Source organism: Acinetobacter sp. GW821-FHT01C12 (assembly GCF_059422625.1).
The window spans coordinates 361328-387041 of record NZ_JBWKXD010000001.1; the positions used below are offsets into that span (position 1 = coordinate 361328).

Sequence of the window (25714 nt, forward strand, 5' to 3'; positions counted from 1 at the left end):
ATAGAATAGGGTGAAAATTGCGAATTTATTTTTTATAAAGAAAAACTGAATATCTTTTTAAATTAACTATGAACTTAAAAAATATTTTAATATCAACATACTAAGCCTCATCTTCAACACGAGTTTAATCAGATGCTTTTGGCTGATCAAATTGAGTAAATAGCCAATGATGAACTTTCGATAAGGCTTCAGCACCAACGGTATGACGTGGATAAACGACATAAAATCCTGTTTCCATGGCTAACTCCTGTGGAAAAACTTTAATAAGTATTCCAGACACTAACTCTGAATGTACAAATATTGGATGGGTTAAAGTAATTCCTTGAGCAGCAATAGCAGCATCAATCGCAAGTGCAGTCTGATTAAAGCGGATATTTTTAAATAGATTTTGCGTATTCTTGAATTTTAATTTCTCAATAAAATGCGGCCAAAGATTATGTGCATCATGTAATAAGGTGAACTGGTCTAAGGTGCTGATCTCTAAAGATTCCTGATTTGATAGCTTAAGTGACTTGATTAACTCAGGACTTGCCACCGCAATAAAGGTGTCTTGCAACAGTAATTCAGTATTTAAACCTGTACCAAATGGGGGTTTACCATAACGAATTGCCAAATCAACAGCATCATTTTGAAAATGGGAAACTCGTTCTGTAGCCAAAATCTGCAAGTCAATATCAGGATGAGATTGTCTAAATTGATTTAATCGAGGAATTAACCATTTCGCTGCAAAAGTTGGTGTAACACTCAATGTAATCTGCTGATTTGAATGGTGAAACGATTGAGTTGCCTCAAAAATTAAACTAAAAGCCTGAGTAATGCTCGCGGCATATTTTCGACCATTCGCTGTTAAGTTTACGCCTTTCGAATGTCTCTCAAATAACTTTATTCCTAATTCTTCTTCTAAATGACGGACATGCTGCGCAATTGCACTTTGAGTGACATGTAACTCTTCGGCAGCGAATTTAAAATTTAAATGCCGACTGGCGGCCTCAAAGGCCTTTAATGCGTTCAAAGGTGGTAAGCGATTGAGTAGCGTCATACTATAGTTTTTCTACATTCAATTAAGAGAAAAGGTCAAACCAGATCAACGGAGCTTAATGCTATTCTAGTTGCAGTATTTATATATATTCGATCATAAAACATTTAGAGGATAGCACAAATGACTGTAGAAAAAGTAGCATTAATCATGGCTGGTGGAAGTGGTATGGGGGCAGCAGCCGCACGAAAATTAAATCAAGACGGCTACCATGTGGGTATTCTTTCTTCTTCAGGTAGAGGAGAAGAGCTTGCTAAACAACTCGATGGCATTGGTGTGACAGGTACCAATCAATCTACAGCTGATATCAACAAGCTGATTGAGCAAACATATCAAAAATGGGGGAGGATTGATGTTTTAGTCAATAGTTCAGGACACGGTCCACGTGCACCTATTTTGGAAATCACTGATGGACAATGGCATTTAGGTTTAGATACTTATTTAATGAATATTATTCGCGCCACTCGCTTAGTCATTCCGATCATGGAAAAGCAGAATGCAGGGGTGATTATCAATATTTCGAGTGCGTGGACATTTGAACCCAGTGACCTGTTTCCGACCTCAGCTATTTTTCGTGCAGGACTGGCTTCGTTTACTAAGATTTTAGCGGATCAATATGCGGCAAAAAATATTCGTGTGAATAATATCTTACCAGGATGGATTGATAGTTTGCCTGAAACCGAACAACGTCGCCAATCTGTGCCGTTGCAACGCTATGGTACCAGTGAAGAAATTGCTGCAACTATCAGTTTTCTTGCTTCACAAGGCGCAGGTTATATCACAGGGCAAAATATTCGTGTAGATGGCGGTATCACTCGTTCAGTTTAATTCATGATGATGACCTTAGTTCAGCCTTATCAATGAGTTGATAAGGCTGAATAGAATAATCTAATGATTAGATACATGATTAATTTTATTGAATTTATGTTTGCTTACTATATTAAATGTCTAACGCGCGTAATCTTCGCTGGTAATGTCAATTGTTGCACCAGTACTATGACAGGAGCGTCCTGTTGCAAGAAAAGCAACCATTTCGGCAACATCACGTGCAGGCGTAAGTTCGCCTAAAGGCAAATTTTTTAGCAATGAAGGTTCAATCTCTTCTTTAGCGAAATCTGTTACAACCCGTCTAGAGGCAATATCTGATGTGTTAATTTCAGATATTTACGCTCATCAAAATCTAATTATTTCGAGCTATCCATTTCAATTTTAAATTGCCACGCGCTTAGAAAAGTACGGCAGGCTTCTTCATTCAACTGTTGTAACTCTTCAGAAGTGGGAACTGCACCACCTAATAATGTTGCAGGATACGCATAGCCCATAACAGCACCAAGGAACGCTTTAGCTGCTGCTTCAGAATTTGAAATTTTGATAATTCCCGCATTGTTAGCTGATTCGAGAATATTGATCATCGATTTTTTGATACTTCCATACGTACGTTGTTGAACCTGCTCAAGTATTTCTGGCATTTCTACTAATGCTATAATCATTAACCTTTGAAGACGTATTACGTTAGTATTATAGAAATGATTTTGAACAGTTTGGCCTATTTGTATTAATAGCTGCTCTAACATCATTATTTCATTTAAATTATTCTTCTCATCAAATGGTGTCTCCATTTCTGCTTTGAAGTTTTCAAAAATTTCAATGAGTAGAGCTGTTTTTGTTGGGAAGTGATTATAAAGTGTCTGTCTCGTAGTTCCTGCTTTTACCGCAATTTTATCTAGACTTACATCTAAACCATGTTCAAGAAATTGCTCACGTGCTGCCAAAATAATATTTGGACGAGCTTTAGAAGGACGTCCTCGACTTTTCTTTAACATAATTAACCTGAATCGCGGATAAGAAATTGACTAAAAAAAGAGGATAGAGGCATCAGTTGAGTTACCACACAAAACTCACAACCCAGTCCTTATGTTAGATAGTACCCAATTATTCTGTCTAATTGATGATTTCTTTCTAGAATTTGAATCAATTTATTGGAAATTCTTAAAGCAAAACCATAGATGCTTAAGGATTCCTCACTCAATGCTCAGTATTAACTCGTCCCATTTGTTTAGAAGCCTACCTTGTTATCAACATATAATTCATCTGATCAAAAGCAAGATTCAGGTTAATTACAATTTTCAATCTATCAATATTATTTACTTTACAGTAAAGTAAATAAATTATCTATAAGTCTATGGTTCTAGATATGCCTGATTTGAGATTTCCTTGTTATAAAATATTTTTTTCCGTTGTTTTACTCCCTTTTATAAATGGGTGTGATTCAGACCAACCTGTAAAAAAAGTAACACAGCAGGTGAGTGTGATGACGATAACTCCTGAAACTATAGAAACTGACCGCGTATTAGCTGGCCGGACAGTTGCATCGGAAGTTTCACAAGTTAGACCTCAAGTAAATGGTGTAGTTGTTGCGCAGCTATTCCAAGAGGGTTCATATGTTAAAAAGGGGCAGCCGCTTTATAAAATTGACTCAACGCTTTATCGAGACAGTCTTGCAGAGGCATTAGGTAATTTTGAATTGGCTCAGGCAACGGTAAATTCAACTCGCCTTCAAGCTGAACGTTATGAGCAATTAATTAGTGTCAATGGTGTTAGTCGTCAGGAGCTTGATGATGCGAGAGCAGCTTATGCGCAAGCAAAGGCTGCAGTGAACGTTAATAAAGCATTGTTAAAAACTGCACAAACCAATCTTAACTATACTCAAATCACAGCTCCAATTTCGGGGAGAATCGGTCGATCTGCGATTACCCGTGGAGCCCTTGTAACATCTAGTCAAGTAGATGCTCTAGTAACTATTCAGAATTTAGATCCAATGTATGTAGATTTAACTCAATCCAGTGATGAATATATGGCGCTTCGGAAACAACTTACAGAAGATGGAATAGAGCCTGTGGAGTTAACTGTAAGTTTGGAGTTGAATAATGGAATGAACTATCAAGAAAAGGGAACTTTTAAGTTTAGTGATACCACAGTAGATGAAGCAACTGGGAGTATCACATTAAGAGCTTCATTTGCAAATCCGAATCAATCTTTATTGCCAGGAATGTATGTGCGGGCACAACTTGGTACAGGACCACGTCCAAAAAGTTTATTAATTCCCCAAGGGATTGAAATTAGAAATGCTGATAGTAAGGCATTTGTATGGGTTATTGGACAAGGGAATAAAATTGAACAAAGAGCGATTACGTTAGGCGAAGCCATAGACAATCGATGGTTAGTATTATCTGGTTTGCGTTCTGGAGATAAAGTTGTTGTCGAAGGTCTGCAAGGATTAAGTGCAGGTATGACCGTTGAGCCTACACTCATTCGCTGAGGAATTTTCGTATGCTGTCTAGTTTTTTTATCGCTCGTCCGATATTCGCTTGGGTACTGTCCATATGCATTATGGCGATGGGTGCAATTTCCATTTTCACTTTATCTGTTGAGCAATATCCTGATATTGCACCTCCCGGTGTAAATGTAACAGCAAACTATCCTGGTGCATCAGCCAGTACAGTTGAAGATAGTGTTACTCAAATATTAGAGCAACAAATTAAAGGAATTGATGGTTTACTTTATTTTTCATCTACAAGTAGTTCAGCCGGTCAGGCTCGTATTAGTTTGAGTTTTGATCAAAATACGAATCCTGATACAGCTCAAGTCCAGGTACAGAACGCAGTAAATCAGGCATTGAGTCGTTTACCACAAGAAGTTCAACAACAGGGCATAACCGTTACAAAGTCTCAAGGAGACAGTTTGTTAGTTTTTGCTCTTTATGATGAAAGTGGTGCTAGATCAGATGTTGATATATCTGATTACATGGTAAGTACACTTCAAGACCCACTAAGTCGGGTAGATGGGGTTGGTGAGATCACAGTATTTGGTGCGCAATATGCGATGCGAATATGGCTTGATCCGCATAAGCTAAATAGTTATAGCTTGATGCCATCCGATGTTAGAGTTGCTATTGAAGCTCAAAATACTCAAATCACAGCAGGTGAGCTTGGAGCTTTACCGACTAAAGAAAACCAAGCTTTAAATGCAACTGTTACTGCATTGTCTCGTTTACAAACGGTAAGTCAATTTGAAAATATTATTTTGCGGACTGAGCCAAATGGCAGTGTAATATTGCTAAAAGATGTTGCTCATGTCGAACGAGGCGCAGAAAATTATCAGACGACCACGAGATTGAATGGTAAATATGCTTCAGGTATGTCAATTCAGTTAGCGTTAGGTGCAAATGCTCTTGAAACAGCTGAACGTGTTAAAGCAGAGGTTTCAAGATTAACAGCATCCATGCCAGCAGGTTTAAAGGTGGCATATCCACGTGATAGTACTCCATTTGTAGAAGCATCTGTTCAAGGCGTGATTAAGACCCTAGCTGAGGCAATCTTCCTTGTCATTATTGTGATGTTCGTGTTTTTACAAAGTTGGCGCGCCACATTAATTCCTGCAATTGCTGTTCCAGTGGTTTTGTTAGGTACCTTTGGAATTCTGAGTGTATTGGGTTATACCATTAACACATTGACATTGTTCGCGATGGTATTGGCGATTGGACTCTTGGTTGATGATGCAATTGTCGTTGTAGAAAATGTTGAGCGTGTAATGCATGAGCAAGGTCTTGATCCAAGAGAAGCTACGCTTATTTCTATGAAAGAAATTTCAGGTGCGTTAGTTGGTATCGCGATGGTCTTGTCTGCTGTATTTCTACCGATGGCTTTTTTTGGTGGTTCCGTAGGGATGATTTATCGGCAATTTTCTGTGACATTAGTCTCAGCGATGGTGCTTTCTGCTGTGGTTGCCCTAACTTTATCTCCAGCTTTATGTGCTACTTTACTTAGACCTAACAATCATCAGCATAAAAAGAGACGTTTCTTTACTTGGTTCAATCAAAAAGTAGAGCTAAGTCAGTCCAAATACCGTAATGTACTCGTTAAGATCATCAATAAACCTAAAATATTTGTGGTTTTATTTGTTGTGATCACTGCTTTATTAGGGTGGCAATACACACGAATGAATACGGGCTTCCTCCCACAAGAAGATCAGGGTTCTGTCATGGTCCAATTTAGTACGCCTGTGGGCTCGACCTTAGCTGAAACCCAAGAAATAGGTAACCAAATTTCAGAGTATTTCATGACGAATGAGAAAGATAACTTGAACGTTATTTTTATGGTTATGGGACGAAATAATGCTGGTAGCGGTCAGAATGTAGGTATGGCATTTGCCAGTCTAAAACATTGGGATGATCGTAAGGGAGAAGATAATACTGCCGAGGCAATTATTTCTCGTGCAAATGCACATTTTCGCTCAATGAAACAAGCGCGGGTTCAAGTACTTTCTCCGTCAGCGGTACGTGGATTAGGTCAATCCAGTGGATTTGAATTATGGATGCAAGATGCGGAGGGTAAAGGGCGTGATGCTTTGTTAGCTGCACAAAGTACGGTTCTAAAAGAGGCAAGTGCAGATCCTGGACTTGCTGCGGTTCGATTAAATGGACTCGAAGATAAATCTCAATTACAGGTCAATATTGATCAACGTAAGGCAAGTGCATTCGGTTTAGCACAGACTGATATTAGTAGTACTTTATCAACTGCATGGGGTGGTTCATATATTAATGACTTCATTGATAGAGGTCGTGTCAAACGCGTTTATTTACAAGGTGATGCGGCATATAGGTCATTACCACAAGACATTGGTCAGTGGTATGTAAGAGGAACGACAGGAGAAATGACACCATTTGCTAGTTTCTCATCTGTTAATTGGCAAATGGGACCGCAGATGTTGCAACGTTTTAATGGTCTTTCATCTGTTCAGCTTCAAGGTTCTGCCGCAACTGGTGAAAGTTCAGGGGCTGCAATGAATAAAATGCAACAGTTCATTGATCAACAACAAGGCTTTAGTCTTCAATGGAGTGGCTTGTCTTATCAAGAAAAGTTAGCGAGTGGTCAGACGATTTGGTTATATTTGGCATCTATCATATTTATTTTTTTATGCTTAGCTGCATTATATGAGAGTTGGTCAATTCCATTCTCCGTTTTGCTTGTTATCCCTCTTGGATTAATTGGTGCTGTTATTGCAGCTAGTATTGCAGGATATGTTAATGACATTTATTTTCAGGTCGCGATGCTGACAACCATTGGTCTTTCAGCTAAAAATGCGATTCTTATTGTAGAGTTCGCAGCAGCGAAACTAGCAGAGGGTCAGTCATTAATAGAGGCTGTTATTGAGGGTGCAGGTCAAAGATTAAGACCCATTATCATGACCTCATTGGCATTTGTTGCTGGTGTTTTACCACTGGCAGTTTCAACAGGAGCTGGTGCAGCGAGTAGAAGAGAAATTGGTATAGCTGTAACAGGAGGGATGATATCCGGCACATTGCTTTCAATTTTCTTTGTTCCATTATTTTTCTTTTTGGTACGTAAGGTATCTATAAGATTGAAAGTTTCTCCTAATAAATGATGTAAGGTCCTTACTTATATTATGTGCATTAGGATACTCAGTAACGTGATGTATAATCTTGGATCATCACGTTACTGAGCTGTGGCAACAATAGTGTTGTCTAGCCACAGTCTTGGATATCTTAGTTAACTTATGTTTATATAAAATCTAGTTCATAATTATAAGGAAAGGAGAAATATACTTATTAAATTTAATAATTTAAACTGATAATTTTCAAAAATAGTAAATTAAGTTCATGAACTAATGACAATGATCTCAACATACATTAATTACAGGACAAAACACATTTTCTGCTAAAAAACGGCTTTAGTGATAATAGAAGAAAGAGTTAGAAAAGTCATAACTTAATGACTCAAAAACACCTAAAAGCAAAATCAGTGATGGCTTTACTTTTAGGAGAGTTAAATAAAATGATCTGCATTAGCAAAACTAATTTTAAGGGACAATTACAAAATCAGGATTTGCTATTGCAAAAACAGCTTCACGGTCTGCAACTGGCGGATAAATCCATACTGTATTAATTTCTTGCTTAATTTTTTTCGCCTCGTGACGTACAAATTGAACTTTTCGATCCCATCCTTCAGTGTAAAGGGCTCCCCATGGGCCTAAGTCGACACAAGTCACATACTTTGGTTGGCTATACGCATGTAATGGCAAATCTACCAATTCTGCCGCGGCATTGTAACCCGCTACGCGGCCTAGGCTCATGGCATGCTGACAGGACATCACGTTAAAATTACCTAAATTGTCGGTTGGAACTTTTACAGTATCACCCGTCACAAAAATATTTTTTGTCTCTGGTGCATGTAAATAAGCATCACCTAAAATACGACCTAAATTATCTTTTTCACCTACAATTTGAGAGGTCAACGAGTTCGCTCGCATGCCCGCAGTCCAAATGACAGTTTCTGTTTCAATTCTTTCGCCGTTAGAAAGCGTTACTCCAGAAGCATCAAGTGCAGTAACGCGTAGCCCAGCTTTACCTTCAACGCCTAGTTCGCTAAGAGCTTCTTGAATTACCACTGCAGCGTCGTCACCCAATGCTGCACCAATTTCTGCTGATGAATCGACTAAAACCACACGAACATCAGTTTCAGCTAAAATGCTACGCAGGCGTTCAGGCATTTCGGCAACTGTTTCAAGCCCAGTCAGTCCACCACCAGCAACGACTATGGTATTACGTGCTGCACTTATAGGCTTACTGGCTAAACTTTTAAGATGCTGATCTAGTTTTTCAGCATCTGCTAAAGTGCTGACACTAAATCCATAGTCTTTAAGACCAGATATAGGCGGCATATAGCCAGTACTTCCCGTTGCCAAAATAAAACGGTCATAACTTAAGCTTTGTTGATCGCCGTGGATCGTTGTAATCACAAGATTTTGAGCCGCAGCATTCACTTCATTTACCCAGCCAGCGACATATTTAACATCAACGACATTTAATATGTCTAATATATCAGGATACATATTTTCAAGTACAGCTTCATAAAGACGAGGACGAATATCAACATTCGGGCTTGGGGAAACCATCAGCACTTCAATATTTTGTTCTTGCGCAGCCAAATGAATTGCTCGTTGTGCGGCAAGTGCAGCCCATAAACCAGCAAAGCCAGAACCTGCAATAATAATACGCTTACTCATTTGATTATCCTTTTGATAGATTTTTCGGACATGTAAATTCCAGCTCATCCCAAAATTTTGGGTGAGCGAATCCTTTCTCTGACTGTCCGAAAAATCTGAGAAGGGGTTTAAAAAGGTTAGGGGAGTGATTACTTTAAGACGCTAAGTCCTATCACTGCTTAGTCGGGAATATCGCGTGATATTTTACTTTTCCGCATTTTTGCTGTTCTTCCTTCGATGCGTTTATTGATCCAGCCATTCACATCACTAAAAAATACATCAGGTGCATAACGACCAAAACGGTCTGCAATATCACCAAGTGTGTGCGCGCCTAATGCATCTTGCATCGCTTTCTCGGCCTGCAACATAACTGCATGTACGGCACAAACCCCATTTGTTGCCCAATTGGGTGGGGCATTATTAAAGACTGCACATTTTCCACGTACTTCTTGGCATTCAAAAAGCGGTTTTTCACCTTCGATTGCATTCACAATATCGAGAAAACTGATTTCGTGAGCAGATCGGGCCAGTAAATACCCGCCACGAACGCCTTCTTGCGCCAAAACAAGTTTTGCCTTTTCAAGTTTAGGAAATATCTTGGCCATAAAGCTAGGAGAGACACCTTGCAATTCAGCTAAATCCTTACTACTCAATGGTTTATCTTCATTATTTACAAGAAAAAGAAGACAGTGAATCGCATACTCGACGCTACTAGTGATATAAGCCATTTCATTTCATAATTGATCAATTACAAACACAGACTAATGTAGTCTGTGTTTTAAGTCAACCAAAAAACTAAGACAAAGTTAGTCCTAGTTTTACTGGGAGACAAAATAAATAATAAGAATAGGGCTATATCACTGAATATAAATACTTTTAAAAGAGAATTGAGGGACGTAAATAATTTAAAATGATTGAAAAAAATTACGAACGCCACCAATAATTTTCGACATTTGGCAGGTTTAAGTTCAATACTTCACCCATTTGAGGGGTACTTATTGCTAAGCTATTTTGCTGAGCCAGAGCCACGATACGTTCAAATGGGTCATCCCAAGCATGAAGGGCCAAGTCAAAAGTCCCATTATGGACAGGTAACAAATGACGTCCTTTTAAATCGATATGCGCTTGTAAAGTTTGCTCAGGTTGCATGTGAACATCTGGCCATTCTGGATCATACGCCCCAGTTTCTAGCATGGTAAGATCGAAAGGACCATAACGATGTCCAATCTCTTTAAACCCATCGAAATAACCAGTATCGCCACTAAAAAACACCCGTAGATCATTATCAATAATCACCCACGATGCCCAAAGCGTTGCGTTGCTATCACTCATACCACGGCCTGAAAAATGATGGGCAGGGGTAGCAATCAGCTCAAGACCATCTACATGGGTTGTTTCCCACCAGTCAAGTTGTTGAACCTTTTCAGTTGGCACGCCCCATTTAATCAGTGTGTCACCAACACCAAGTGGTGTTAAGAAGTGTTCAACTTTGTCTTTGAGTTGGATTACTGCATGGTAATCGAGATGGTCATAGTGGTTATGCGACAAAATCACACCTTTAATGGGAGGTAAGTCCGCAATGCTAATCGGTGGTTGGTGAAAACGCTTTGGGCCAATCCACTGAAAAGGCGATGCACGTTCAGAAAAAACAGGATCGGTTAACCAAAATTCATTACGCAATTTTAATAAAATGGTCGAATGCCCAAGACGAAATAAAGAACGGTCTGGTGCACTCATGAGTTGTTCTTTTGATAAACTTAACACAGGAATTTCTCGGCTTGGCACCGTATTTTTGGGTTTGTTAAATAAAAATTTCCACATTAAGCCTAGCGTTTTTCCGAAAGAATGTATGTGCAGATTCGGCCGTGTATTGCTATATTTCCCATTGTGCTGCTGTGATGACATGAAGGGAGAAGGCAAGTCTGTTGCGTTTGAAATTGTCATTTTATTTTCCTTGAGTGGAGCAAGCTATATCTGTAAATAAGAACTTGAGATAAGTGCTTATTTTGATTTATTTAAATGAGTATTTAATCACTCATTAATTAATTTAAAAAAATAAGAATGCTGCACATCCTTACTTTAGTCTTTATCTACATTGAAACTGCATGCCAAAAAGCTTCAAAACCTGACTTCCGATAAAGATCAGCTTGAGAAGGGTCTTGAGCAATAAAGTTGAGTGTGACTTCGGCAAGTGCACCCAAAATCGAACCGATAAACAAGGGTGGATAATCTCTTAATTTGCCGTCATCAATATGTTCTTGAATAGTCCTAGTAAAATCACAAAAAGTTTGCATACCAATGTGTTTACTCTGCTCTGTAATTTGTTCTGAAGTCGACAACTGTGCCATCACTTTACGTTTGAGTGGGGCATCTAAACTCCAGTCCAAATAGCTTTGCCAGATATAAAACATTTGGCTTTGTAGGTCTGAATTGTTCGGATAATTCAGCATTATGACCTGACGCAGTTCAGCCTTTAGCGAAAGGTATAATTGGTTAAGTAATTCCTCTTTATTACTGAAATAAGTAAATAAAGTACCTTCTGCTACACCAGCGACTTTGGCTATTTTTGAAGTAGATGCACGCTCTCCAAGTTCTGCCAATGTTTCAATAGCAGCATTTAAAATTGCATTACGTTTATCTTCACTACGAGGACGGGCCATAGACAAATATATTAATTGAGTGATTACTCAATCATACATAAAAATAGATAAAGCGCAAGATATATATTTTAAAAGGGATGGGCTTTTCAAGATCACAAGCTATAGATGCATCACATAGACAGGGCCACACAGCAAAGTTAGCGCTTTAATTAATAGTCATAATTATAATTTCGGCAACTGATAAGACGCGAGAAATTATTGATCACTGTATGGAATCACGTGAGTCAGGTAATGCTTCTATAGAATAGAACTATTTTTAAGTCTTTGATCTATATTTTAAAATTTAAATCACGGACAACTTTTTATAGATATGTGTAATCCTGAATATCTGCTGTTACAGCATGTGTAAATTGCTAGATTATCTCATCAGATTGTTTCAGTATAGATCCAGACACTCGAATTTACAGGACAATCATCATGATATTGAGATATCGTATATTTTTAAAATATCTTTCTATTTTAAGTTTTGTGGCAAGTTCTGCTATGACTAGCGTAACTTTCGGAAGTTCCGAGCAGGCATGGAATAAGCATGATCAGGAAATAAAAACGGCTTGTATAAAAGCAAGTCAACTTAAAAATGCTAAGACAGTAAGCAATGTCATGCTGTTTGATGATCGTGTTGGATATTCGGCACTCTTGATTCAAGGAAAATATCCGCAAGCACATATGAAAAACAAAACAGGGCAAGAACTGTGTTTATGGAATAAGACATCGAAGAAAGCTTATTTAACTGAAGCAAATACGAAAGTACATTGAAGTCATAACCATATAAAGTCGATTACTGATCTGATTTCTGCATAGCTTATATTATGCTGAGGCTAAGTTTTGTTAGCTACGATTTCTGTTTGGCTTTTTGGCGTAAGACATACAAATATAAGCTTTCCACTTTTTCACGTGCCCATGGTGTGGTACGCAAGAATCGCAATGATGATTTAACGCTTGGATCTATACAAAAACATCTAATTTCAATTTTACGACTTAAACCTTCAAAGCCATCATAGTAATCCAATAATTCATCCAAAATGTCAGCAAGTTTTTTGCCATGTAGAGGGTCATTGGAGGCATTCATAATAGATCAACCATATTTTGGGAGGTGTTTATTATAACCTGAGCTGGTTAAAAAAAGAGAGAATTGGTATTTAAACGTAAATAACATAGAAAATTACAGCTTATTTTCTAGTTAAATTTTTTCTAAATATAAATTAGGGCATACAGAGTAGCAGCCTTTACCAGATATTAGGTCAGCATCATAAGGCTTGTTAAAGCATCGCTCTGATGCATAAGTCTTGTATGTCTGATTTCTGCATAACTTATATTATGTTACTTGGGATACTCAGCGACGTGAATTATAATCGCAGATATTCACGTTGCTGAGCTGTAGCTACAAACAGTGTTGTGTATTCACAGTCCTAGATATCTTATTTAACTTATGTTCACCTAAAATTTGATTCATAAGAATCTATCCATTTATATTCTTTAAATTAAATAACTTATAGTCATAATAACAAAAAAACTAAAACCCAAGTTCATGAACTAAAAGATTCATACTTTAAAAAAGAATATCTGTGTCTAGCATTATCTGACGTTTTTTTGACATTTCTGGTTCATAGCAATCCACCGCCATTCCCCCTAAACGAGCAATACATTTATTGCAATACTGGCAAATTGGGTAATCAAACTCTGAATGATACAAGTTATGGTAAAGATAAGGATCTGCGATAAATGCACGGGCACACGATATAGCATCACTATGTCCATTAATTAAGGCATTTTCCATCACCTCTCTTGAGACAAACCCACCACTTGCAATCACAGGTATATCCAGTGCGTGTTTAAAGTGTTTTACATAGGGCATGTTATAACCTTCACCTTTTGGAGCTGACCAAGTGAGAAAGCTTTCAATCATGGGGGACATGGACAAGGCCATTTTCTTTCGAGTAGATGAAAAACCCATTCCCGAACCATGCTCTATATTTGTTTTTAAGAACCCATGATAAGAACCAGATAACATGGGTGGAACAGATTCATAATGAGCTCGACTGATCTCAATCGCATCAACTCCCTCATTTTGTAGAGCAACTGCAAAAGTCACTAACTCATCAGTGGTTGCACCTCGTCGAAAAGCGAGAGCATCTGTACCATTTACTTTGGCCAAAATCGGAAAATCATCTCCAACACACTGACGAATGGCTTTAACAATCTGTAAGGGTAATCTCATTCTATTATCTAGATTGCCACCATATAAATCATTTCGCCGGTTGGTATAAGGCGCTAAGAATTGGCTAATCAAATAACCATGAGCAAAATGCAATTGAATACCATCAAAGCCCGCCATTTTCGCTCTAACCGCAGCTCTAACAAAATCATCAATGATCTTTGGAATTTCATTTAGCTGTAAAGCACGAGGCTTTGTACCCAATGATTGTTCCATTACGTTTGATGCAGACACCACAGGATTATCTGCATCATTTGGTCTGACAACTTGACGGCCACCATGATTCAGTTGTGCAATTAACTTAGTTGTTTGAGCTTGTGCATGTATAGCGTCTACCCAAGTTTTTAAACCTGTTATTTTATCATCTGCATCAATGCTTGCCTGTTTACCTGCTGAATGACCTTGCTTAGAAATACAAAGATTTCCAGTAAAAATTAAAGGAGTCTTTGCTTTTGCCATGGGTAAATAAAAATCTATTAACTCATCTGTAACAAACCCTTCGGCTGTTGCTCTTGTTTCACTCGTTGCAGATTTAAAAACACGTCCAGAAACATTCATTTTACCAATCTTCAACGGTTGATATAAAAGCTGTTCTATTGGTTTTTCCTGAGGTTTATCATTGAATTGTTTCATAGAAAATTATCGCTATTTGTTTTCAGTTGACTGAATCTAAAAGTTATTTGAAAGTATCTATTTCCATCGATCTATACGCTCAAAAATTTATCTTTGATTCAATTTTAACTTTTAGAAAAATCTTTAATTCTTTGAAATACAATATTTACATACCAAGGGTATCTAATCCTCAGAACAAAGTAATTAGAGTGAGGATTAGAGTATCTTTCTGGATGGTTGAAATATATTAACTTGAATGGAATATTCTGGCTTTAAGCATGCGATCACGATCTGGTTGCACTTTAGGGTTGAAGCAACCTACACCTAATTGACCACCAGCACTTCCAATACATAAATTACAATAATCACAAACGGGGGCTTGTGGAATCGGATGATATAGATGATGGAATAAATAAGGATTTGCGATCAAGCCACGTCCTATAGAAATTGCATCTATTCGTTTTTCTCGAACAGCATTTTCCATTGAAGCTTTGTCATTAAATCCACCACAACTAAATACAGGAATAGTGAGTGCCTTTTTAAACTCCTCAGCATAGCTCACATTAAAGCCTTGGCGGGCAGGGTAATTATGGTTGAGAAATGGTTCAAAAAAAATTGCAATAACACGCATAAACAAACGCTGCCATAATGGGAATGTGGAAGCCATGCCGACCTGAGTTTGCCTTTTTATAAAACCAGACCATTTTCCAGACAATGTACTTGGGATTGTGGAAAAATGTCCTCGAGTAATTTCAATTACATCTAAACCTTCATTTTCAAGTTGCTTTGCTAACATGATTTGATCTTCAAGCTTAACCCCACCTGGACGATCATCGGATCCGTTTAGCTTCGCAATAATTGGATAATTAGGACCAACTCTTTCCCGAACCGCTCTATATATTTCTAAAGCCAGATTCATGCGTTTTTCAGCATTTCCACCATACTTATCCTTCCTCCGATTAGTGCCTGGCGTCAGAAACTGGCTAATCAAATAGCCATGAGCCATTTGAATCTGCACCCCATCGCAACCTGCTTTTTGAGCTCTTTCTGCGGCATCTGCATAAGACTTAATTAAATCAGGAAATTCTTCTAGTTTTAAGGAGCGAGAAATTCCCAATAAAGTAGGGTGTAAGCGACCAGTAGATGTAACGGGATAATCAGTGATACCTTCAGCAGGTGAACGCATTTGAGATCCACCGTGATTGATCTGAGCGATTAGCTTTGTTCCATATAGGTGGCACATATCCGCTAATTTCTTCATTCCCAGAATTTTATCATCATGATCTAAAGCTAACTGTTTACCACCAGATTTCCCTTGCCAAGAAACAAAAATATTTCCTGTGATGATTAAAGGTAATTTAGACTCCGCCATAGGTCGATAAAAATCTAATATTTCATCGGTCATAAACCCTTCATCAGTGGCTAGAGTCTCATGAGTTGCCGTTTTAAATACTCGTCCTGAAACTTTCAAAGACCCAAAATAAATTGGATTTTCTAATATAAAATTTGAAGACATTTGTTTGACTTCCTTAAAATATGATCGTTCTAATTACCCAGAAATAGCAGTGTCAACAGATTAATGAATTGCACTATTTCTGAAGATTGGAAATATCTAAATTAATCAAATATATGCATTGCTTTTAATTTCATCACATACAATTTTCAATTCAATATCACTAAAACGTCGAATTTCAGACTCAGCATGTTTTGCAAGCATGTTGCCAATGAGGGGAACATTCACTTTAACTTCCCAGTCAACAGTGATTGTCAATTTTCCATTTTCTATTGAATAACGTGCTTGGTTATTAAAACTACTTGGCATATTCATTTGAAAAGTGGATTTGCAGACTAAATGCTCAATATCCCAATGATCTTCACGAACAAGTTTGAATGCTCCATTTAAGAACTTTCTTGCCATTTCTGGGATATTTACATCTAGATTTTGGGACCGTTTAAGGTAATATTTTGAACCCGTAAATTCTTTATTGAGTATCTCTAAATTTTCACACGGTACTTTTGAGCAGACACTTAGATGAAACTTTTGATTTGACAGTATTTTTTGGGCCTCTGCCAATGTACAGGGTACTAACTCCTGTTTTACCGTAAAGCGATGTGCCATTTCCTAACTCCTTTAAGGCTGGGTAGACGTACTGTTCATACACAACATCATTAATGAAATTAATTTTTAAGGCTTGATGGGAAATGCCAAAGAATTGATACTTTGCGCCAAAATATAAAAACGAGTAAAACTTTTATAGATCGATTATTTTTACGGTTTTTTAAATTAGTTTTAATTTTATATACTTGAATGTTGTACATTAATTTAGATTTACTTGACACCTCAAAGAAAACTATTTGATACTTTGTGCCATATTAGAATGGAACGAGATTATTGGATTGAATAAACCGTTACATAGTAGAAAGATTCCCGAAACCTACGTTCGACTATTATTTCAATATCTTGAGGCAAAAGGTCATGACCCAGAAAAAATTCTTGGCGAACCTTGGCCTGTAGTCGATTCAAGCGGCTTAGGTGGGATCGATGTTGATCATTGGGAAGAGTTGCTTGTTATTGCAAGGGAATATTTGAATGATCCTTTAATAGGTTTACATGTTGGTCAAACGATTACGGCACAGCATCTTGGAATTTTAGGTTCTGTTTTTCTAGCTTGTGAAAATCTTGGCGCAGTCTTAGAGCGTTTTGAACGTTATCATCGCCTTTTATATGATGTTGTTCCCGCATCTGTCCTGATGCATACTGACTATGTAGAAATTTCATGGGAGGTTCAAGACTATCAAGTCAATAGCTTATCTGATGAAACGGGTTGGGCCGTGATAATCCAGTTTTGTCGAAATCTAATAGAGGGCCAAGATAAATTAAAAGCTGTTCATTTTATTCATAAGAAACCAACAGATATCAAGCCATATGAAGATTTTTTCGGGTGTCCTGTTCTATTTGAACAGCCTATACCGCTTATGCGCTTTGATATGGAAATGCTAACGATACCGCTTAAAAACTCTGATGCGACTTTAGTTGCCATACTAGAGAAGCATGCGGACACTTTACTTGCAAGTTTGCCACATAATGACGAAATTATTGAACAAGTTAGAAAGCAGATCGCTTACTTGATCCCTCAAGGTGAACCCGACGTAGAACAACTTATAGAGATACTAAATTATTCACGTCGGACGTTTCAAAGACGATTAAAAGAAGCGGGAACAACTTTTAGAAAGGAGTTGAATTTTGTGCGATATGAGTTGGCAAAATCTTATCTAAGAGATCAAAGATTACAAATTGTAGAAATAGCATTGTTGTTAGGGTATGCAGAACATAGTCCATTTACTAGAGCTTTCAAAGAATGGTCTGGTAAAACTCCACAGCAAGTAAGAGATGAGATGAAAATTAAGTTTAGAGAATAATATTAATCATCCTTGACGAGAAGTTATCATAAGTCTAGTCTATATCAATATTAATGAATAAAATGCTAGGTGTTATTTATTTAACATAATATACATTATGCGAAATTAATATAATTAAACATTTGATATAAATAGTTTTAATAATTATAAAATTTAAACCTAAGCCACACTAATCTTAATTTATTAAGACTTAAAAGCTATCAATTAATCTAGAAATGAATTTTATCTCGATGCATCTCTACAATCGTTAACCAAGCTTTGGTTGCTGGACTCATTGCTACAGTCGTATTCCAAGCCATACTTAATGTCCAATGTAATTTAGGCTCATTAAGGATTGCTGAGCAAAACTTCCCCTGATCTAACTGATCACAATAAATTTTGGGTAATATGGCAATCCCCATATTAAACTCCACCATTTTGGTGATAAAGTCCCACTGGCTACTTTTACACACCACTTTGGGTTCAAAACCTACAGAATTTGCAGCCTGTATAATCATCTTATTTAATGTAAAAGAATCAGCGTAAAGTAAAAAAGTTTCTTCTCTAAGCTCATGCAAATTTACTGAATCTCTTTGATTCCAATGTGAATTTTTCTTAGCCAATAAACACATTGGTGAATCTATCACAGGAATTGCCGCAAAACTTGGTCTTAAATTACCGAGTAAAATCCCAACATCAATACTTTTATCAGCAATTGCTTCCTCAATACCATTGGCACCAACTTCTAAGAATTTCAATTGAATATCAGGATAATTCTGATGAAATAAAGCAATTAAAGGGCTAAGTAATACCGAGCCCAATGGTGGTAAGCCTATGGTTAATTTACCTTTTTTTAACTGCTGTACTTGATCTATATTTTCAAATATTTGCTTTTGTTCATTTAAGATATTTAAAGCATGTTGATAAATTAATTCACCAATGTAGGTAAGTACAACTTCCCTTTTTCTTCCAGCTTCACCTCTTTTAAACAAAGCTGTGCCAAGTTCTTCTTCTAAATGTTTAATTGATTTACTGAGTGTAGGCTGTGTCATAAACAAACGATCCGCAGCCAAAGTAAAACTTTCGCAATTGACGATTTCTACAAAAATTTTAAGATTCTTAATGTCCATCAATTATTCCAAAAACGCATAATTATGATTTAATTATTCATAATATACTGTGATGTTTGCAACTAAAATAACTCATCTTTTTAAAATATCTGCAATAAAATGTCTACGCGTACTCAAAGCCATCGAATTTCATCAATTTATAAAGTCATTTTGCAAATTGGGCTTTTAATTTTGATTTGGTGGATTGGTTCAATCATTCAAAAACAATTTAATTTACCTATTTCGGCAGCTGTGATTGGCTTATTTATGGTTTTGATTGGGCTCATGACAGGTATTTTTAAGTTAAATTGGATTAAATCAGGCTCAGATTTCATTCTAGGTGAATTGGTACTATTTTTTATTCCTTGTTTTATCGGGTTAATGAAATATAAAAACCTATTTATGACTGAGGGTTGGCAACTGATTGTTGTGGTTGTACTGGGTACAATTTGTGTGATGGTATTTACTGCTTATAGTGTGCATATAGGTTTTAAACTAGAGCGGAAGTTGAAACAACGTCATGTTCATAAAACCGTACATGTATTACAGGGAGATAAATAATGTCTGCCATTTCAATATTTTGTCTAGTGATCACATTAGTCGCGTATGTGTTGGTCAAAAAACTTTATCGTAAGTTTCCATATTTAATTTTATCTCCAGCAATTTTGGTTCCGATTGTTTTAATCACCATTTTACTGTCAGCGCATGTTTCTTATGATGCTTATATGCTTGATAGTCAGTGGATTATATGGATGTTAGGGCCTGCAACTGTTGCCTTTGCAATCCCAATTTTTGAATATCGCCAAATCATTAAAGAACATCTCATTTCAATTTCTATGGGTGTGGTCATTGGTATGCTTGCTGGAATGATCAGTGCATTCTACCTTGCCAAGTTATTTCATTTTGACCAAACAACAACCTATAGTCTAATGGCACGTTCAATCTCTACACCATTTGCAATGGAGTTAACAACCCATATCGGCGGTTCAGTTGAACTGGTGATTTTATTCACCATGATTACTGGGGTAACTGGTATGTTAATTGGTGATTTGGTATTAGGCGGTTTAAGACTGAAATCAAGCTTTGCACAAGGTGCGTCTTTGGGTAATGCGGCACATGGTTTTGGTACAAGTAAAGCTTATATGCGTGATAAAGATGAAGGTGTTATTGCCAGTTTAACCATGGTTTTAGCTGGTATTTTTATGGTATTGGTTGGACCTTTTATTGTACACCTCATTGTTTATTTACTAAATTAACCCCATACAGTATCGATTTGAATGTTCTGAATCTCTTTTCTGCAAAGAGATTCATTTATCTTTGAATCGTTTGTAGTGTTTTAGGTAAAAAATTAATCAATAGCAAACCAAGCAAGGCTGAAAATCCAGCAAGGATAAAAATATATTCTCCTGATAATTTTTCCCAATATTGCCCAGCAAAAATACTGCCTGACGCAACACCAAGTCCCCACATGGTACTGTATAGTGCTTGCCCTCTGCCCTGTTGTTTGGCTGCAAAGTTCTGCAAAATGACACGCATTGCAATAATATGAAATAAACCAAAACTAAATGCATGAAAAGTTTGAGAAATAAATTGAATAATGAAACTTTCTGAAAATAAACCTGCCAAAATAAATCGAATACTGGTCATGATTAAACAAAGCGCGACTAAGCTTCGCCATGAAAAACGATTTAGGAAGAAATTTGCATAGTTAAACATGATAATTTCAGCAATCACCCCAACTGACCATAAAAAGCCAATCTGAGTTGTACTGTAACCAGCAAGCTTTAAATAATTACTATAAAAACTATAAAATGGTGCTTGTGCAAAAAGCATAATAAATTCAATGATAAAAAATGAAAAAACCACTGGTCTTTTTAGAATGGGAAGTAATGGGTCTAATATTTTTTGTGCACTCGGTGCTGTGCTGGGTTCCTTAATCGAAAAGGACCAAATAAAAGCTGTAAATGCAATACATAACAACATCATTGGTAAATATTGAATTGCAATAACTTCTAAAATCGCTCCGATACTAAATACGCCAATAATAAATCCAATAGAACCCCATTTTCTAATTTTCCCATACAATGCTGTATGTTGATTACCCAGCCAAAACAGCGTTACACCTTCAAATTGCGCAAGTATGGCATTTTGAAAGAAGCTAAAAATCAACATCAGAAATGCAATTGATTGCATATTGTTGGGAATAATAAAAATCAAAAACCAGATTGTAGCTTCCATCCAGGTTGCCACACGTACCCACAACATTCGTTTGCCCGTTTTGTCTGCGATAAATCCCCAAATAAAGGGTGCAAATATACGGGTTAAAATGGCTATAGAGGACAGTAATCCGATTTCTTGATAATTAAATCCTTGATCTTGAAGATATAAGCTCCAATACGGTAAAAAAGTTCCAACTATTGAATAATACCAAAAGTAAAATCCACTCAGTCTGTATTGGATTGGCATAGATTGCATATCGTTGCATTCACTTGTATTTTCAATATGTTACCACAATTAAGAGTTGTAGTGGATTGCTGCCATTTGTTTACTTTTGCAGGTCAACAGTCTACAAAAAATAATTCTGAAAATTGTAGACTGCAATTCATCTATATGATTTAAAATAAAAAACCGCCCAAAGGCGGTTTAATTTTTATTTTAACAATAAATATCTTTGATGCGGTAAAACATTAAGCTCAAACATGTTTTCATAATCATAGGCAGGCCGTTCTACCTCATATTTTTTGCATAAATTTGAAAATGGTATTTTTAGAAAAAAGCATTTTATGGTACTTTTTTTAGATTCTGCCATAACTTACTTTCCATTTGTTCAACATCTTTAAGCTCAACAAATTTGTATCTATAGTCTCTACTGGCTAAAGTAGCTTTATCTACCAAAACTAATGTATCGGCTACTTTTTCAACTAAATACCACTCTGTGGAGTCACCTTTAAGCACTATTTTATTTGATGCCTCATTTGGAAATTCATAGTTTTTATTCAAGCCATTCACAGCTGGCGCAACGACTAATACCATAAAAATACACACAGACTTTACAATCAGACTCTTAGTTGTATTGAAAAAAATTATTGTATTCAAAAACACTAATTTCAGAATTAAGTCAAAAAATGTCATATCAAAGATAGGAAGGTAATGTGTACTAATAAATACTAAATTAATAAATACGACAAATTTCCAAGTTATCTTTTCTAAAAAATTTAGTTTCATTATTGAATAGCTATATAACGAAACTAAAGCAAAAAGTATTGACGAATATGAACTTAATGCTAATTCTGTATATGAGAATGAGCTAATTAAAAATTGCAAATCAAATAATAATAAGTAACCGACTTTATAAAATATTCCAATGATTAAAGGAATAATAGTTATTACAGGAATATAAGTTAGCACATCATTAATTTGTATTTTATTCATTTTCTTCTTCGGGTAGGTCAACTTTTAGTTACAACAAACGCTTTCTAGCTACTTCTTTCTGTTCAGGAGTAAATAAGTCTGCAAACTGAGGATTTAGAACTAAATACTCTACGGTTAATTTTAATGCTTCTTTGCCACGTAAGCTTAATTCTACAAGCCCGTCATGTATCTGATTTGGAGAACTTAATAGTTCATCTGCAACTTCCTTTCCTCCACGCTCATCCACCATCTTTTTAAATCTCGTCGGTCTATATGGAGGTGTTAGTTCTTTTGATTTATCATAAATTTGGCGCATAGCCTCATTAAACTGGTCAACGACGTTTGTCATTATTATAACTTCTCCATAAAATTTAAAAAATATTGTTAATTCAACAAATTGTCAACTAAATTAGCTTTTATAATACTTTTTAATTAGATTTATTGAGCAAACAAGCTAAGAGTTGTAGACATCGAATAATATTCTAACTTTAAGTGATTTTCTAAATTTTTGCATTGGATTCACTCTCTTCCAATCTTATGCAAAAAACATACTGATTACCAAACTGGTACCTTAAAAAATATTAAAAGTGTATCTTATGGCAATACCACATTAAAAATACACTCTACTACTTCTTTTTAAAATCTTAGGGGTAGAGTTTATGTCTTTTCAACATCATTCTAATCATTTTCTTCCCCCCATTATGGCTGGTTTAATTTCGGTCATTGTTAATTATGGTGGTACCTTTATTTTAATCTTCCAAGCTGCACAGATGGCTGGTCTTAGCCCTGAACTCACTGCCTCATGGGTATGGTCTATTTCTATTGGGGTTGGTATCACAGGAATATTATTAAGTTGGTATACCCGCGAACCCATTATCACTGCATGGTCTACGCCTGCCGCTGCATTTTTAATTACGACGCTTGTAACTGTGCCATATTCTGAAGCAATTGGCGCATATTTACTTTCTGCACTGGCATTTGTGATCTTGGGAATTACGGGCTATTTTGAAAAATTGATTCGTCTAATTCCAACGGGTATTGCATCTGGTCTCTTGGCAGGTATTTTATTGCAATTTGGGATCGCTGCCTTTACCAATATGACAATTGATCCTTTTTTGGCGATTTCATTATTTTTGATTTACCTAATCACCAAGCGATTTTCTGCAAGATTTGCCATTATTAGTGTCTTGGTTTTTGGCTTTATTTTCTTACTTTTACAATCACGAATTGATTTCTCTGGATTTGAACTAAAATTAGCCTCGCCTATTTTTTACATACCAACTTTTTCTATAAACTCGATACTGAGTGTTGCATTACCTTTATTTTTAATTACCTTAACAGGACAATATATGCCAGGTTTACTGGTTCTTAAAAATGATGGTTTTCACACCAATGCTAAACCGATTCTTATCGTGACAGGCTTAGGCTCGTTCCTCATGGCTCCGTTTGGTTCACATGCATTTAATCTTGCTGCGATCACTGCTGCAATTTGCACTGGAAAGGAATCCCACGAAGATCCATCAAAACGCTGGATTTCAGGGATTGCCGCAGGTGTGTTTTATATTCTTGTTGGAATTTTTGGTGTAACGTTAGCAACTGTCTTTGCAGCGTTTCCAGTCGCTTTTATAAGCACTCTAGCAGGACTTGCATTATTAGGTACAATTGCTGGAAGTCTTGCAAATGCGATGAGTGATATTGATTGCCGAGAAGCCTCACTCATTACCTTTCTCGCAACGACGGCCAATATCAGTTTATTTGGTGTTGGGGGTGCATTTTGGGGTTTGGTTTTAGGTCTAATTTCATATCTTGTACTCAATGGTAAATTCAAAACCAAGACACTTTTTTGACTATAGAGAACTAAAAAGTTGGTAGTTGTTATAAAATAATATTTTATAAACAGCATATTACCTTTAAATATGCTGTTTTAATTTATTCAGAGTCTAAAACCTCATTCTATAAACCCAGAGATCATTTGATTGACTACAGCCGGTTTTTCAGCATGTAACCAATGCCCGACTTGTTCAATGACTTTAACTTGGCTATGACTAAACTGGGTTTCGATTGCAGAAAAATGTTCAGCTTTTGAGATATAGGGTGAGTTTCCGCCTTTAATAAACAATGCTGGAATAGGATTCACCTGCTGATTTTCCCAGCTTAAAATATCAGCATAATGATTAAATAAGGCTTGGACATTAAACAGCCATTTCCCCTTACTGAATGATTTTAATAAAAATTGAATCACCATTTCTTCTTTTAAGTATTGACGCATAATCTCTGTAGCTTCTTTACGAGATTCAATTTGTGCATTTTCAACCGCAAATAAGGCTTTAAAAATTTGATCATGGTGATTTTCTTGATATGTAAAAGGTGTCATATCCAAGACAATCATTTTTTGCATACGATCTTGCGCTAAACCTGCAAGTTTCATTGTAATTTTTCCACCCATAGAATGTCCAATCGCAATAAACTTTTCAATATTTAAATGATCAAGTGTTTGCAAAACATCCTGAGCCATCAATTGATAATTCATTTCATCTGAATGTGCAGAATGGCCATGATTTCGAACATCAATTTGCAATAAGTTGAATTTACCTTGAAATTCACGTGCAATAATGCCCAAATTACTTAAACTTCCAAATAATCCATGAATCAATACCAGTGTGGTTTTTTGAGTCCCATGGCTATCTTGAGCTTGATCGTATTGATAATTCAGTAACATTAAAAACCATCCAGAATTTAAATATTGCGCTTGCACTATGATGACAAGAAGAGAAATGCAGAACAATAGTTTTATCATTCATTAACAATACTGCGACTTAAAAACAATCAATATCTTAACTATCTCTCTTCCAATACCGCACTTGATACACTGTTTAAGTTTTATCTTATTTATCCTCTATTTTGTAGAGAATACACATTTGGCTATAAATATAGACAAATGTGCGATGAGCTTAGGGTCTGTTGACATTTCATAAATGGCTTGCGTTGTAGACTAAAATTGAGCAGGCGAGGCAGGAAACGAAGAGAATAGCGAGACTATTTTCGAGTTTCATAACGTAGGCTGAGATAATTTTAGCCACAACCCTGAGCAAGAACAAAGCACTGCTTTGTTTGCAGCGCAAGGCGCAGCGGGGACTAGCGTGTTTTTTGCCGCTACGTCGTTACGAACTACTCATTTAGAATGACTAAATTTCATATTTCGCGCCTA

The 25714-nt window shown here is 36.5% G+C and carries 24 protein-coding genes and 1 pseudogene; 9 read left to right on the top strand and 16 right to left on the bottom strand.

Annotated elements, in window-relative coordinates:
- Nucleotides 1-124: 124 nt before the first annotated feature.
- Nucleotides 125-1039 (bottom strand): LysR substrate-binding domain-containing protein, encoded by a 915-nt coding sequence (locus tag AC07WY_RS01685; RefSeq protein ID WP_494735573.1) that lies wholly within the window; start codon nt 1037-1039, stop codon nt 125-127.
- A 120-nt stretch (nt 1040-1159) separates the two neighbouring features.
- Between AC07WY_RS01685 and AC07WY_RS01690 the strand changes: the two genes are divergently transcribed.
- Entirely contained in the window at nt 1160-1864 is a 705-nt protein-coding gene (locus tag AC07WY_RS01690) for an SDR family oxidoreductase (protein WP_494735574.1), read from the top strand.
- Between the two features lie 120 nt (nt 1865-1984).
- Here AC07WY_RS01690 and AC07WY_RS01695 read toward each other — a convergent pair whose 3' ends face one another.
- Nucleotides 1985-2122 (bottom strand): hypothetical protein, encoded by a 138-nt coding sequence (locus AC07WY_RS01695; RefSeq protein WP_419336430.1) that lies wholly within the window; start codon nt 2120-2122, stop codon nt 1985-1987.
- A gap of 98 nt (nt 2123-2220) precedes the next feature.
- Nucleotides 2221-2859 carry a TetR/AcrR family transcriptional regulator gene (locus tag AC07WY_RS01700; protein ID WP_262086057.1) on the bottom strand — a complete coding sequence of 213 codons (639 nt, stop codon included), beginning with the start codon at nt 2857-2859 and terminating at the stop codon, nt 2221-2223.
- Between the two features lie 91 nt (nt 2860-2950).
- On the opposite strand from AC07WY_RS01700, the pseudogene AC07WY_RS01705 reads away from it, so the two are divergent.
- The 3 genes and pseudogenes from AC07WY_RS01705 to adeE all read left to right on the top strand — a co-directional run.
- Nucleotides 2951-3133, top strand: a pseudogene (locus tag AC07WY_RS01705) (IS982 family transposase); the annotation flags it as partial.
- A gap of 97 nt (nt 3134-3230) precedes the next feature.
- Nucleotides 3231-4355 carry an efflux RND transporter periplasmic adaptor subunit gene (locus AC07WY_RS01710; RefSeq protein WP_494735575.1) on the top strand — a complete coding sequence of 375 codons (1125 nt, stop codon included), beginning with the start codon at nt 3231-3233 and terminating at the stop codon, nt 4353-4355.
- Between the two features lie 11 nt (nt 4356-4366).
- Nucleotides 4367-7480 carry a multidrug efflux RND transporter permease subunit AdeE gene (gene adeE, locus AC07WY_RS01715; protein WP_494735576.1) on the top strand — a complete coding sequence of 1038 codons (3114 nt, stop codon included), beginning with the start codon at nt 4367-4369 and terminating at the stop codon, nt 7478-7480.
- Between the two features lie 435 nt (nt 7481-7915).
- Here the strand turns inward: adeE and AC07WY_RS01720 are convergent, their stop codons facing one another.
- The 4 genes from AC07WY_RS01720 to AC07WY_RS01735 all read right to left on the bottom strand — a co-directional run bounded on the left by AC07WY_RS01720 (nt 7916) and on the right by AC07WY_RS01735 (nt 11760).
- A complete protein-coding gene (locus AC07WY_RS01720) occupies nt 7916-9121 on the bottom strand; it encodes an NAD(P)/FAD-dependent oxidoreductase (protein WP_494735577.1) in 1206 nt (401 codons plus the stop codon).
- A 158-nt stretch (nt 9122-9279) separates the two neighbouring features.
- Nucleotides 9280-9828: an RrF2 family transcriptional regulator gene (locus AC07WY_RS01725; protein ID WP_262086051.1), complete on the bottom strand. Its 549-nt coding sequence runs from the start codon at nt 9826-9828 to the stop codon at nt 9280-9282.
- A 196-nt stretch (nt 9829-10024) separates the two neighbouring features.
- Nucleotides 10025-11044 (bottom strand): MBL fold metallo-hydrolase, encoded by a 1020-nt coding sequence (locus AC07WY_RS01730; protein WP_494735578.1) that lies wholly within the window; start codon nt 11042-11044, stop codon nt 10025-10027.
- A 146-nt stretch (nt 11045-11190) separates the two neighbouring features.
- Nucleotides 11191-11760 (bottom strand): TetR/AcrR family transcriptional regulator, encoded by a 570-nt coding sequence (locus AC07WY_RS01735; RefSeq protein ID WP_034613038.1) that lies wholly within the window; start codon nt 11758-11760, stop codon nt 11191-11193.
- Nucleotides 11761-12177: 417 nt separating this feature from the next.
- On the opposite strand from AC07WY_RS01735, the gene AC07WY_RS01740 reads away from it, so the two are divergent.
- Nucleotides 12178-12516, top strand: a complete 339-nt coding sequence (locus AC07WY_RS01740; RefSeq protein ID WP_494735579.1) for a hypothetical protein — start codon at nt 12178-12180, stop codon at nt 12514-12516.
- 76 nt (nt 12517-12592) lie between these two features.
- Here AC07WY_RS01740 and AC07WY_RS01745 read toward each other — a convergent pair whose 3' ends face one another.
- From AC07WY_RS01745 to AC07WY_RS01760, 4 genes are all read right to left on the bottom strand, one after another.
- A complete protein-coding gene (locus AC07WY_RS01745; protein ID WP_004720475.1) occupies nt 12593-12829 on the bottom strand; it encodes a VF530 family protein in 237 nt (78 codons plus the stop codon).
- Between the two features lie 480 nt (nt 12830-13309).
- Nucleotides 13310-14608 (bottom strand): NADH:flavin oxidoreductase, encoded by a 1299-nt coding sequence (locus AC07WY_RS01750; protein ID WP_494735580.1) that lies wholly within the window; start codon nt 14606-14608, stop codon nt 13310-13312.
- A gap of 226 nt (nt 14609-14834) precedes the next feature.
- Nucleotides 14835-16103: an NADH:flavin oxidoreductase gene (locus AC07WY_RS01755; protein ID WP_494735581.1), complete on the bottom strand. Its 1269-nt coding sequence runs from the start codon at nt 16101-16103 to the stop codon at nt 14835-14837.
- Nucleotides 16104-16208: 105 nt separating this feature from the next.
- Nucleotides 16209-16706, bottom strand: coding sequence for a DUF2505 family protein (locus AC07WY_RS01760; protein WP_494735582.1), 498 nt, complete (start codon nt 16704-16706; stop codon nt 16209-16211).
- Between the two features lie 269 nt (nt 16707-16975).
- On the opposite strand from AC07WY_RS01760, the gene AC07WY_RS01765 reads away from it, so the two are divergent.
- Entirely contained in the window at nt 16976-18007 is a 1032-nt protein-coding gene (locus AC07WY_RS01765; protein ID WP_494735918.1) for an AraC family transcriptional regulator, read from the top strand.
- Nucleotides 18008-18216: 209 nt separating this feature from the next.
- Here AC07WY_RS01765 and AC07WY_RS01770 read toward each other — a convergent pair whose 3' ends face one another.
- The gene (locus tag AC07WY_RS01770) at nt 18217-19116 is read right to left on the bottom strand and encodes a LysR family transcriptional regulator (protein ID WP_494735583.1); all 900 of its coding nucleotides are present in this window, start codon (nt 19114-19116) and stop codon (nt 18217-18219) included.
- Nucleotides 19117-19215: 99 nt separating this feature from the next.
- Between AC07WY_RS01770 and AC07WY_RS01775 the strand changes: the two genes are divergently transcribed.
- Both AC07WY_RS01775 and AC07WY_RS01780 read left to right on the top strand, forming a co-directional pair.
- The gene (locus tag AC07WY_RS01775; protein ID WP_494735584.1) at nt 19216-19656 is read left to right on the top strand and encodes a CidA/LrgA family protein; all 441 of its coding nucleotides are present in this window, start codon (nt 19216-19218) and stop codon (nt 19654-19656) included.
- Nucleotides 19656-20351, top strand: coding sequence for an LrgB family protein (locus tag AC07WY_RS01780; protein ID WP_004821497.1), 696 nt, complete (start codon nt 19656-19658; stop codon nt 20349-20351). Before AC07WY_RS01775 ends, AC07WY_RS01780 begins: the two co-directional genes overlap by 1 nt.
- Nucleotides 20352-20406: 55 nt before the next feature.
- Here the strand turns inward: AC07WY_RS01780 and AC07WY_RS01785 are convergent, their stop codons facing one another.
- From AC07WY_RS01785 to AC07WY_RS01795, 3 genes are all read right to left on the bottom strand, one after another.
- Entirely contained in the window at nt 20407-21570 is a 1164-nt protein-coding gene (locus AC07WY_RS01785; RefSeq protein ID WP_494735585.1) for an MFS transporter, read from the bottom strand.
- 306 nt (nt 21571-21876) lie between these two features.
- Nucleotides 21877-22527, bottom strand: a complete 651-nt coding sequence (locus AC07WY_RS01790) for a hypothetical protein (protein WP_494735586.1) — start codon at nt 22525-22527, stop codon at nt 21877-21879.
- Nucleotides 22528-22555: 28 nt separating this feature from the next.
- The gene (locus AC07WY_RS01795) at nt 22556-22855 is read right to left on the bottom strand and encodes a hypothetical protein (RefSeq protein ID WP_494735587.1); all 300 of its coding nucleotides are present in this window, start codon (nt 22853-22855) and stop codon (nt 22556-22558) included.
- Between the two features lie 310 nt (nt 22856-23165).
- Here AC07WY_RS01795 and AC07WY_RS01800 point away from each other — a divergent pair, with 310 nt between their 5' ends.
- Complete coding sequence (locus tag AC07WY_RS01800; RefSeq protein WP_494735588.1) at nt 23166-24353, top strand: benzoate/H(+) symporter BenE family transporter; 1188 nt, start codon at nt 23166-23168, stop codon at nt 24351-24353.
- Between the two features lie 101 nt (nt 24354-24454).
- Here the strand turns inward: AC07WY_RS01800 and AC07WY_RS01805 are convergent, their stop codons facing one another.
- Nucleotides 24455-25225 (bottom strand): alpha/beta fold hydrolase, encoded by a 771-nt coding sequence (locus AC07WY_RS01805; protein ID WP_494735589.1) that lies wholly within the window; start codon nt 25223-25225, stop codon nt 24455-24457.
- Nucleotides 25226-25714 lie beyond the last annotated feature (489 nt).

Excerpts from the sequence above, each read along its gene's own strand:
- AC07WY_RS01685 (WP_494735573.1), bottom strand. The coding sequence starts at position 1,039 with ATGACGCTACTCAATCGCTTACCACCTTTGAACGCATTAAAGGCCTTT.
- AC07WY_RS01690 (WP_494735574.1), top strand. The coding sequence starts at position 1,160 with ATGACTGTAGAAAAAGTAGCATTAATCATGGCTGGTGGAAGTGGTATG.
- AC07WY_RS01700 (WP_262086057.1), bottom strand. The coding sequence starts at position 2,859 with ATGTTAAAGAAAAGTCGAGGACGTCCTTCTAAAGCTCGTCCAAATATT.
- AC07WY_RS01710 (WP_494735575.1), top strand. The coding sequence starts at position 3,231 with ATGCCTGATTTGAGATTTCCTTGTTATAAAATATTTTTTTCCGTTGTT.
- adeE (WP_494735576.1), top strand. The coding sequence starts at position 4,367 with ATGCTGTCTAGTTTTTTTATCGCTCGTCCGATATTCGCTTGGGTACTG.
- AC07WY_RS01720 (WP_494735577.1), bottom strand. The coding sequence starts at position 9,121 with ATGAGTAAGCGTATTATTATTGCAGGTTCTGGCTTTGCTGGTTTATGG.
- AC07WY_RS01725 (WP_262086051.1), bottom strand. The coding sequence starts at position 9,828 with ATGGCTTATATCACTAGTAGCGTCGAGTATGCGATTCACTGTCTTCTT.
- AC07WY_RS01730 (WP_494735578.1), bottom strand. The coding sequence starts at position 11,044 with ATGACAATTTCAAACGCAACAGACTTGCCTTCTCCCTTCATGTCATCA.
- AC07WY_RS01735 (WP_034613038.1), bottom strand. The coding sequence starts at position 11,760 with ATGGCCCGTCCTCGTAGTGAAGATAAACGTAATGCAATTTTAAATGCT.
- AC07WY_RS01740 (WP_494735579.1), top strand. The coding sequence starts at position 12,178 with ATGATATTGAGATATCGTATATTTTTAAAATATCTTTCTATTTTAAGT.
- AC07WY_RS01745 (WP_004720475.1), bottom strand. The coding sequence starts at position 12,829 with ATGAATGCCTCCAATGACCCTCTACATGGCAAAAAACTTGCTGACATT.
- AC07WY_RS01750 (WP_494735580.1), bottom strand. The coding sequence starts at position 14,608 with ATGAAACAATTCAATGATAAACCTCAGGAAAAACCAATAGAACAGCTT.
- AC07WY_RS01755 (WP_494735581.1), bottom strand. The coding sequence starts at position 16,103 with ATGTCTTCAAATTTTATATTAGAAAATCCAATTTATTTTGGGTCTTTG.
- AC07WY_RS01760 (WP_494735582.1), bottom strand. The coding sequence starts at position 16,706 with ATGGCACATCGCTTTACGGTAAAACAGGAGTTAGTACCCTGTACATTG.
- AC07WY_RS01770 (WP_494735583.1), bottom strand. The coding sequence starts at position 19,116 with ATGGACATTAAGAATCTTAAAATTTTTGTAGAAATCGTCAATTGCGAA.
- AC07WY_RS01775 (WP_494735584.1), top strand. The coding sequence starts at position 19,216 with ATGTCTACGCGTACTCAAAGCCATCGAATTTCATCAATTTATAAAGTC.
- AC07WY_RS01780 (WP_004821497.1), top strand. The coding sequence starts at position 19,656 with ATGTCTGCCATTTCAATATTTTGTCTAGTGATCACATTAGTCGCGTAT.
- AC07WY_RS01785 (WP_494735585.1), bottom strand. The coding sequence starts at position 21,570 with ATGCAATCTATGCCAATCCAATACAGACTGAGTGGATTTTACTTTTGG.
- AC07WY_RS01790 (WP_494735586.1), bottom strand. The coding sequence starts at position 22,527 with ATGAATAAAATACAAATTAATGATGTGCTAACTTATATTCCTGTAATA.
- AC07WY_RS01795 (WP_494735587.1), bottom strand. The coding sequence starts at position 22,855 with ATGACAAACGTCGTTGACCAGTTTAATGAGGCTATGCGCCAAATTTAT.
- AC07WY_RS01800 (WP_494735588.1), top strand. The coding sequence starts at position 23,166 with ATGTCTTTTCAACATCATTCTAATCATTTTCTTCCCCCCATTATGGCT.
- AC07WY_RS01805 (WP_494735589.1), bottom strand. The coding sequence starts at position 25,225 with ATGTTACTGAATTATCAATACGATCAAGCTCAAGATAGCCATGGGACT.